This is a genomic window from Rhodopirellula sp. JB055 (assembly GCF_043100905.1).
Classification (GTDB): domain Bacteria; phylum Planctomycetota; class Planctomycetia; order Pirellulales; family Pirellulaceae; genus Rhodopirellula.
In genome coordinates this window covers 1-9,541 of the sequence record NZ_JBICHO010000040.1, presented here as the reverse complement: position 1 = coordinate 9,541, position 9,541 = coordinate 1, and the positions used below count along the sequence as shown (strand labels likewise).

The following is a 9,541-nucleotide window of genomic DNA, read 5'->3' as shown; positions in this document are numbered from 1 at the left end:
ACTGTTGCAAGAGGTTGCGGGTTCCATGCGACCGCGAGCGATAGCGAAACGCCAGGAGTTGCGGACGCAATTCGAGGATGGTTTGATGTTGCAATCGGATCCAGAACGTTTGCGCCAGGTGTTCCACAACTTGCTCGACAACGCGATCAAGTACACGCCGGAGGAAGGATGTGTGGAGGTGCGATCGTTCTCGAACTCCGATGAGATCACCGTCGAAGTCCGTGACAACGGAGTCGGCATCGGTGAAGAGCATCGTTCGCGAGTCTTTGATCGTTTCTACCGAATCAACACTGCATCTGAAGTGGAGCAGGACGGCGTGGGGCTGGGGTTGAGCATCGTGGAAAGCAATGTCGATTTGTTAGGCGGATGCGTGGAGCTTTTTCGGTTGGATTCTCAAACGGTGTTTCGAGTTTCGTTTCCCAACACTGCCCGATAGCGACGACCGATTGCCTGAACCAGAGAGGTCAGACAGAACAACGAGAGCAGGCAGAGATGAAAGGAGCGAGAGATCGTCATGGCGGCGGGATCAACAGAGGGTGAATTGTCGAAACGATGGGGCGTTGCTGGCGGGAACGCTACGGATCCAACCAGCGTAGCCATTGGTCGCGTTCGTAGTGGCTTCGGAATTCGCGGCAGTATCGGTCGATCACCGCAAGAATGAGGGGGCGACGGTGTTTTTCGGATGCGTGGTTGAGGTTGCCACGTCGCGTGACGGCGGGAGATTCAGCGCATGCCATCGCCAAGTGGTTCAACAGACCCGCCGCTGTGCGTTGTCCTCTAGCGACCAGACGTGCATGGTCCCGTCGGTGGGTGGGAGAACTGATGGATCCGACGGAACTTCGCCCACCGATCACCATGGCTGCACAACGTCTTTCGAGGCCTGGAAACAAGTCACTCTTCGAACGGCGTGTTTCAACGGGATTGCGAATCAATGAGTTTTGTTCATCCGGCGAAGGTTGTTGTTGATGTTGTTGATGCTCGATGTCTTCGACATATCTTTGAGTGTTTTGAAAATGATGCCGGTGCAGTGCATCAAGGCCGAGATGACAGCGGCCCAACCAGTGATCCGGAAAGGTCACTTCCTCGGACAACGCACGAAAGCTCAGGGCATCCATCCACCCCGCTTGGTTCAGCCGCAATCTTGCGAAAATCTCGATCGACAGACCGGGGCACCTCGCCAGCATTTGAAGGTTTTGCCGGTACATCACCGCCGCATTGTCCATCGCGATCCCGAGCGTCAGTGTGGTGTTGCAATCAACCGGTTGAAACAAGACACCCGCCCCGTTGGCAGCGACGATGGTGCCTTGGACACAGACGAGGTTGCGATCGCGGGGCAGAGGCTGTTCAGGCGAGGTGGTTGCGTCAAACACTCGCGAGATTTGTTCGCGAATGTCTTTCGTCCAATGGCAATGCAACGCAGAGAGATCCGCAGCGTGACCTTCTTGCACCGGCTGGATTGCCCAACGGGTTTTGCCGCCCTTTCCGAGTCGGCCATCTGGTGAACTGGTCAGGTTTTGAACGTCGATCCGCGAGCGGCTGATGACTTGTGCCGAAGCCGTTGTCTCACCTAAATCAATCCCGCCGCGATAGGCTTGGTTGATCAGGTTGACGTCTCCGGGCCGAGTCTCGACGACTTGGTAGATGTCCCCATCGTCGCCGATTAGGTGTGTGACCACGCCAGCGTAACCACTCAACGTCAAGATCGGTTCAGCCACCACGCCGGTCAGCCGCTTCAGCGCATTCGGTGAGAACGGACGGCGAGTGTATCCGAGCTGAGACTTCGGGACTGAGTCGGCCCGAATCAATCCGTGAGCGGCTTCGATGGCGGCGGTTGTGTCTCGGCAAAGTTGATCGCAATCGGCGTGTTCGTCATCCGCTCGTAGTCGCTGAATTCCTTCGGCCATGCGAATCAGGCTGGCGGACAAGTTCACCAAGCCTTCTGCGCGGGATTGATGGGCGGCGCGAAGTAGCGTGGACTGGACGATCAATCCGCTGGCTCGTGCACCACTCACCAACAGGCTGTCGATCGCCTGCAAGCTTTGTTGGGCAGCAACTCGTATGGCGTCGGTGATTTCAATATCGTCGCCGTCGGACTCAGGGCGGTTCGGAGCGTCCGGTTCCGTTTTCAGATCGGTTTTCGGCTCCGCTTCACCGGCGAGCGTCAGTGAGGTGAGAACGGCGAGAAGATGAAAGCACCTGGGAGACAACAGGCATGAGCAGGACACCATTTCACTGTTCAGCACCGTCTGCCGGTCGCCCACATGCAACTGAACCGTTTCATCTCCAGCAGAAATGGTCCATCCGCCATTGGCATTTTCCCATTGCCAGTTGGCTGCCGCTGCGGGATCGCGATCCAAACGTTTGCGAACCCGACCGGGTGCCGCTTCGATGATCTCGGCGAGCAATTCTGCGGCGATCGAAGGGAGTTCGGGATTCACTCGATCCCTCCCAGACCAGCGGACGGGTTGGTTGCTTGTTGGGTTCCGCGAATTTGCTCGCCGACCCAGCGGGCCAATTTCTCTGGGCTGACGGCTGCAACCGGCATGCCCGCACCCGCCATCATCGCCGCGTAACCTTGATGGAATCGAGCCACTCCCGAGTCGTCGAGCGATGCCAAGCCAAGGCATTTGACTCCCGCGTCGACCAGCTCGCGAACTTCGGCAATCATCCGACCGACCGACACGCCCTCTTCAAAATCGGAAACAAGAATCACGATGCTTCGGGAAGGGACGGTCACTCCTGCCCGTGCCGCTCGAAGCCCCAGCCCGATGTCCGTGCCCCCGCCGACCTGGACTTCCAACAACAGCGACAAGGGATCGGCGACTTGTTCGCTGAAGTCGAGCACCTCGGTACTGAAGGCCAAGAAGCGAACCGAAAGTGCGGGCAGAGCATCGAACACGGCTGCCACCAACGCGCTGTAGATGACCGACGCCGACATGGACGCTGAGACGTCCACGACAAACGTCACGTGCCAATCCATCTGCCGTTTCGACGGCGAGTGAAACATCAGCTTTTCAGCGACAATGGTTGCCCGTCCATCGGCTCGTCGATGGCAATTGGCAAGGTTGTCGCGAAGGGTGCGGGGCAAGTTCAGCTTTCGAGCTCGTCGCCGTGTCGGTCGCGGTGAGGACAGACCGTTCATTGCAGGTTGCAGTCGCACCGCGAGCTCGGAAGCCAATTGTTCGGTCAAACGTCGGGCCAACCGTCTCAGTGTAGCGACCTTGGACTCGGGCATTGCTCCCGCTAAAGAGAGGACTTGTTGCAAAAGTTCGATTGATGGGGTGACGGTGTCAGGGTCGAGCAGCTCGATCGCGGTCGAGCGTCCGTTGCCCGCAGCGGTGCCCAGGACTTCTTGGCACAAATCGCTACCAAACAGAGCTTCGAGTTCTTCGGCCCACTGGGCTGTTGTTGGTTCCGGTGCCTCGGTGCCGCCGCCCCTTCCGGAAGGTGCGTTGGCTAAACCGCCACGAGAGCCTTCCCCATGTCCTCGTCCATAAAGCTGATCGAGTGACGACGCACATCGCATCGCCAGGGGGGGGCCAGATTCGGGCGGCAATCCAAAGATCAGCCGCCATCGATCGGCAAAATTCAGTTCGTCGTTGTGGTGATGTGCCTGGGAAGGTGAGTTCTCAGACGTCTTGGAACTGTCCGATGGTTGTGCCCCTTCGCCCGGCGATTGGTTGTCAAAGCGAAACGATTGCAACCAATCGCGGCACTCGGGGTAGGCGGCGTTGATCGCACTTTTCCCGGCCAAGTCGGCTTCTCGCAACCGTACCAGTTCATCGGTGATCGCCGCGGGATCGACGTCCTGGATGGAGGACAATGACGCGCCACTGCTATCCAGGTTTGACCCGCGTTCGTTCAATTCCGACAAGCAAACTTGCAGCAAACGCTGCCGATCGGCTGGGGAAAACTCAGCGAACGCACCCCTCAAGGAAGGCAGCCGCGACAAGAAAACGTCGTCGCCCATCTCGGCGATACCCGACTGAATTCCACTGAGCCAAAAGGCGTCGCTCTGCATCTGCGGCAGCAAGACTTGAGTCGCACCGGCGAGTGCGTGTTGAAGACGTTGACGACCTTCGCGGTTCCCGGCTGAATCCAGCCAGCCTCTCGTCAGCTCGGTCCATTGGTCGCCAGTTTCGGTTGCACGGAAGTCATGCAAGGATGTGTCCAAGCGAGACAAGGCTGCCGCCGCAGCACCCTGCATGCGATCGCTGCCCGTGCGTTGAGTTCGTCGACACCAGTGTGCGATCTGCACCCGGCAAGATTCTGAGGTGCTGGTTTGATCGCCGCTGAGAGTGACAGCCTGCAAGTCGCCGGTCAGCCAATCCAGCAGATCGACGATTGCCATCACATCGGCGGGATCGTTGGATCCACCGATGCCGGCGAGTCGCTGCAAGCAGGTATGCAGAAGTTCGTTGATTTGCGTTTCCGCATCCGGCAAGACGAATGTCTCGACCCATGGCGGGTAGGCGGCGTTCTTGTCCGATGGTAGGCCCGGCACCTGCCCAGCGTGAATTTGTGTGATGACTGTGATCGCTTCCACTAACTGAGACAGTCCCGCTGCTTGACGGAATGAACCGTTGAGCTGTCGCAAGGCTTGGCGAGCCAGCGTGACCAGTCCGCACTGAGTCGCGATTTGCAGACGATGCAAAATGTTGGCGGGCAACGTCTCCGCCTCTGCTTCCGATTGGCCAGGCGTTCTGCCGACAGCCCGCACCATTCCTTCGACCACCTGCCGCAATGTCACTCCATATCGTGAGACCGATTCAATGGTCGCGGAGGTGCCCTGTTGCCATCCAATCTGCCATCGCTCAACTATGTTTTCCCGGTGCCCCTGTTGGACTTCGTCGACACGGACCGCATAAGGAATCCCTGCGGCATTGAAGCGACGCAGCACCACAGCACGCGCTCGGTCACGAGGTCTGCGGAGGACATCCAGTTTGATCTCTTTCGTTTTGCTGTCTCGCGGTGAGCGTGATCCGCGTTGAGAACGATTGGATGCGCGGGGGGATTTTGGGAGGGATGGATCGCCGAACGATTCACGGCCCGGCAGTTTCAACGCCCTGAGTTGGTCGTCGATTTCAACGGCGAGCCCACACCTGGGAGCCAATGGAGTCACACAACCGGTTCGACGACCGATCAAGACTGATTCAGCTGCACTCGCAACGGCGCGACCACGTCCCATCAAGTCACCTTGCACCAGGCAGCTTTGGATCGCTTCGACCATCTCGCCACACCCTGCGACGGGCAAGCCACGAAGTCTCGCCAGATCCCGCATCATCCGTAGCGACTCACAAGCGTCGGGCATTCCCGCGACGTGTCCTTGCTTTCGCAAATGCCGACAAATGGCGGTGACCAATTCCGCAGACGCTGCATCGGCCTGTTCCGCAGTGGATGATTCCAGCATTCGCTGATGCCAGACGGGATCGCGAACTCCCGCCGGGTAACCGCTGCGTTCGTCGAGTTGCTCGAACGAGTAAGGCACGAGCGATACACCAACCGAAGAGCTCGATTCGACTGAAACACCATCCAACAATTGAAGGTCCTGTTCTTCCGAGGATTCGATCACCGACGGAAGCAGAGCGGCGGCATGGAATGCACCCACGACGGCAGCGGAGTGAGCGGGAGCCTGGCGAATGGCGTTTCGCATCGTGGCCTCGCGTAGCAAATCACGATGCGAAACGATTGGCGAACTCTCACGCACTGCCCATCCGAACATCAAACCCGCACGACGGATCGATTCGTGATCCGAACCAAAGCCAGGCGATTCAACCAATCGTTGCCAAAGGCCACCGGTATCGGTCTCTCCACAGCGACGCAACAGTTCATCGAGTCCAGTCGTAATAACGTCGCCGTGCCCTTGGTTTTCGACCGGGCCGGGAACGTCATCCGTCGGTTCTTCAAAATCCGAGTGGGCAAGCTGCGATTTTGCAGCGACCGACAGATCACATGCGATGACGGGAATCCCGCGTCGTTTTGCCCAGCGGATTGCCACCCATTCTGGCGAGAAGTCAGCCAAGGGATAGAAAAACAGACCATGCTCCGGATGCACGGCTGAGATTGCGACGGGGGCGATTGTTTGTGGATCGGCGATGTGTTCGATCCAATCCTGCAGATCGCCTGGCAATTCGACCAACAAACATTCCGGTGTGAAGTCATCTAACATTGCCGGCATGGCACGGGCGAGCGCTGCCGAATGATGTCGGACGCCGATCAGCCAAGGTGTTCGGGATTGGAGAAGCGGTTGCATGAGCGTGAGACCTATTCTTCTTCCAGCACGCTGCGCAGTTGCACCAGCCGTTTCCAAAGTGGAGACCCATCTTCGGCACGCCGACGAACGGGGCCGTCCCAGTACGCCAGCAATCGTTCCCGATCTTTTGCCTCGTCTTTCATCACCACCCCAAGCAAGTGTCCTGGCATGCGAGAGACGGGATCAAATCCACTTGGGAAGAAGACGCTTTCGCGGGTGATCGCTGTCGCGACGGCCACCGCTTCGGCGGTGCTCATGACCGTGCTCGGACGCGAAATTTGCCAGCCCTCGTCGCTGCGTCCGTTCCGTAAATCGCGAAAAACGGTGACCAGCAACTCGACGAGCGATTGGTCCACCTTTGCCTGCGCGCCGGTTTCAGCCAACAACGCTGCCGCCCGGGTGGAAACGAGTTCACGTTCGCGGACTTCATCAGCGATCGGGGCAATGGTTTCAAAATTGAATCGCCGTTTCAACGCGGCGGACATCTCTGACACGCCTCGGTCACGCAAGTTCGCAGTCGCAATGATGGAAAAGCCAGGGCTCGCGAAAACACTGTTTGCGTTGTCGTCGCCGGCCTGGTCCATCTCGGGAATCATCAATCTGCGTTCACTCAGGATGGAGATCAGAGCGTCTTGGACCTCCGGCAAGCAACGCGTGATTTCTTCAAAGCGAACGATTTTGCCGTTTCGCATGGCGGTCATGACTGGTGAAGGAACAAGTGCTTCGCGAACGGGACCGCGATCGAGCAACATCGCATAGTTCCAACCGTACTTGATTTGGTCTTCTGTGGTTCCGGCGGTTCCTTGGACGGCCAATGATCCGGTGCCACTGATCGCCACGGCGAGCAATTCACCTAGCATGGATTTCGCGGTGCCGGGTTCACCAACCATCATCAACCCGCGTTCGCCGGCGAGTGTGACAACGCATCGTTGCACAATGTCTCGCGAGCCCACAAATTTTTCGCTAATCACACAGGACGTTGCCTTGGTTTTGCCAACCTTCACTCCGTCGCTGCCGCAGATGAAATCCACGACCGCTTGAGGAGACAGTGACCAACCGTCGGGACGCGGCAGGTTGTCCGATTCGCGAAGCGCTTTGAGTTCGTCTGCATGTCGAACTTCAGCGGGAGGCAATTGAATGCTGCGATCGGACGTTGGACCATCAGACGCTGAACGAGCGGAGGGCGTTGTTGTTCTGGACTTTTTCTTTGCCACTGGGTTCCATCTCGGTGAGTGTGTTTCAGAATTGCGGATGCAATGGAGCGAGCTTTCCCGGTCGATCAAGCGATCTTTAGCCCGGCATTTCTTCGTCATACTTGGGCGTGTCACCATCCTCGATCCGTTGCCAAGCCATTGCGAATTGATCGGGAAGTGTTCGTGGGCACACAATCAGACTCGCGTATCCGCCTCGCAGTGGTTCTGAATTGGTGTAACCAAACAGCGGAAGCTTCCACGTTTCGATTGGCAGGTTGGGCAGTTTCAAGGCTTCCCATCCACCTGGCAGAAACACGTCGCGACCGGCGCGGCTGCGTTTGGCGGACACGACGTACTCACCCGCAACCAATTCTTCGGTCGCCTTTTTGAATCTGGCCGAGGTCCAATCATTCCATGATTTGATGTTGACCGCGGTGCAATCGGGAAGAGCCAGGAGTTGCAAATACAACGTCGCCGCATCCTCGCTCAACTTGCATTTTTTTGCTGCGGTTTTCACCGTTTCGGGCGACGAGACTCGAGGGTCCTGCTCCCACGCTCCAACCGTCAGAGTCGGTTGTCGGTTGTGGTCAGCGATTCGCGTCATCTCATCACTTCGCATGATCCGCGTGAAGTCGACGAAGTGCAGATGTTGGGTTCCATCGGTTTCCCAATCGAACGTCAAGGCAGCCGCGACATGCAAGGCTCCTGCGTCCGATTCGTTCTGCAATTGAGCGGGGCGAAACCACAAGTCCACTGCCGGTGGCAAGATCGCACCCACGACCAGTCCACTGTCAAAGGTGTGGAAGCCACCCGGAGCAGGTTGGCATTTCGCAATCATGGTGGAAAATGATTCGATGGTGCCCTCCACGTCCGTTTCTTGATCTGCACGGTAAGGCTGTGTCCTGCTGCACCCCATCGGCAAGGCTGTCTTTGGGTTGAGCAAGTGGTCTCGGACCGCATCGATCAGTGCAGGAATCTTCGTTCGTGCTGGATCGCCATGAGGCAGGCTGTAGTTCAGGTATCGAATGGCTGCCGGCAAGATCGGCAACGCTTGTCCCAACGAGAACGTCAAAGGCGGATTCAGCGATCCTTCTAAAACTTCTCGATGGCGTTGTTTGCTGTACCCAAATTCAAGTTCACGTGTCATCAGGACAGGAGAACTCAACGGGTCTGCTAAGAATTCGCTGAATAGCTTGATGTCGAAACGGAAGTAACCGCCACGCAAGTTTTGCAATTGACCGATCACTTTTGTCGGCAACTGAACACTGGCTTTTTGGGTTTCTTTCCAAGCTTCCACCATGAAATCAAAGCAGCGATCGATGTTTTTGCCGAGAGCTCCCACGCAATCACGGCGGCATCCATTGGCAAGAATGGAAAGGGGGACAGGATCAGCGTCAGCGGCTGTCACGGCGGTCTTGATTTCGTTGACCTTCCAACCGTAGTGGGTTCGCAGTTCTTTGGTCAGCTTTTCTTGCCCGTAGTGGACCGTTCGGAAATTGGCCATCCATCCCAGAGCAACTTCAATCGGCGAGACTCCCAAGGTTTCGGCAGCGCTGGCCAGCTTTTCTGTTGAAACGAGAGGCAAGGTTTCGACGTTCGAAACGGCTTCGAGAAAGTGCCGAACGGATTTTCCCGTCCACTGTTTTCGCAGCGGTGCGGAATCGATGACCGCAAAGGACTTTGGCGGTTTGGGCTCACCCGACTCGCTATAGGAAAGCACCACGACTCGATCGGCCATGTAGCTATGGATTTTGTAAGCCAGATGACGAGTCTTGCCTTCGATGAACGCGACCGCCCGATCGTCATCCAGGCCTTTTCCCGCTTTGGCAAGTTTCTTCGCGACCGCTTCATCGGGTACCTCAGCGACATGGACGACCATCTTTCCAGGTAGGTCCAAGATGCCGCAGTCCGCGACGAATCGCAGAGCGTCTTGATAGGGACCGGCAATTCGTTGTTTCGGTGGCACACCGTCGTCGGCGCCTCGATGAGCGTTGTTCCAGAACGCCTTCCAGGCGGCGGAGGCGGCATCGTCAATCAGGCCGAAGAAAACGCCTTGTCCGCGAGGCTGTTTTTCCACTTCACCTCCCGCGAAAAA

General features: G+C 57.4%; 4 protein-coding genes and 1 pseudogene. 1 reads left to right on the top strand and 4 read right to left on the bottom strand.

The annotated features are described in order from the left end of the window. Window positions 1–436: sensor histidine kinase (locus ACF8AM_RS01495; protein ID WP_392553932.1), on the top strand; the 436-nt coding region annotated here is incomplete at its 5' end. Between the two features lie 139 nt (window positions 437–575). Here ACF8AM_RS01495 and ACF8AM_RS01490 read toward each other — a convergent pair. The 4 genes and pseudogenes from ACF8AM_RS01490 to ACF8AM_RS01475 form a co-directional block, all read right to left on the bottom strand. Continuing rightward, window positions 576–2,438, bottom strand: a complete 1,863-nt coding sequence (locus tag ACF8AM_RS01490) for a hypothetical protein (RefSeq protein WP_392553931.1) — start codon at window positions 2,436–2,438, stop codon at window positions 576–578. Next, window positions 2,435–6,253 (bottom strand): DUF5682 family protein, encoded by a 3,819-nt coding sequence (locus ACF8AM_RS01485; RefSeq protein ID WP_392553930.1) that lies wholly within the window; start codon window positions 6,251–6,253, stop codon window positions 2,435–2,437. Before ACF8AM_RS01485 ends, ACF8AM_RS01490 begins: the two co-directional genes overlap by 4 nt. An 11-nt stretch (window positions 6,254–6,264) precedes the next feature. Next, window positions 6,265–7,386, bottom strand: coding sequence for an AAA family ATPase (locus ACF8AM_RS01480; RefSeq protein WP_392553929.1), 1,122 nt, complete (start codon window positions 7,384–7,386; stop codon window positions 6,265–6,267). Between the two features lie 157 nt (window positions 7,387–7,543). Continuing rightward, window positions 7,544–9,541 (bottom strand): annotated as a pseudogene (locus ACF8AM_RS01475) (DNA-binding protein); the annotation flags it as partial.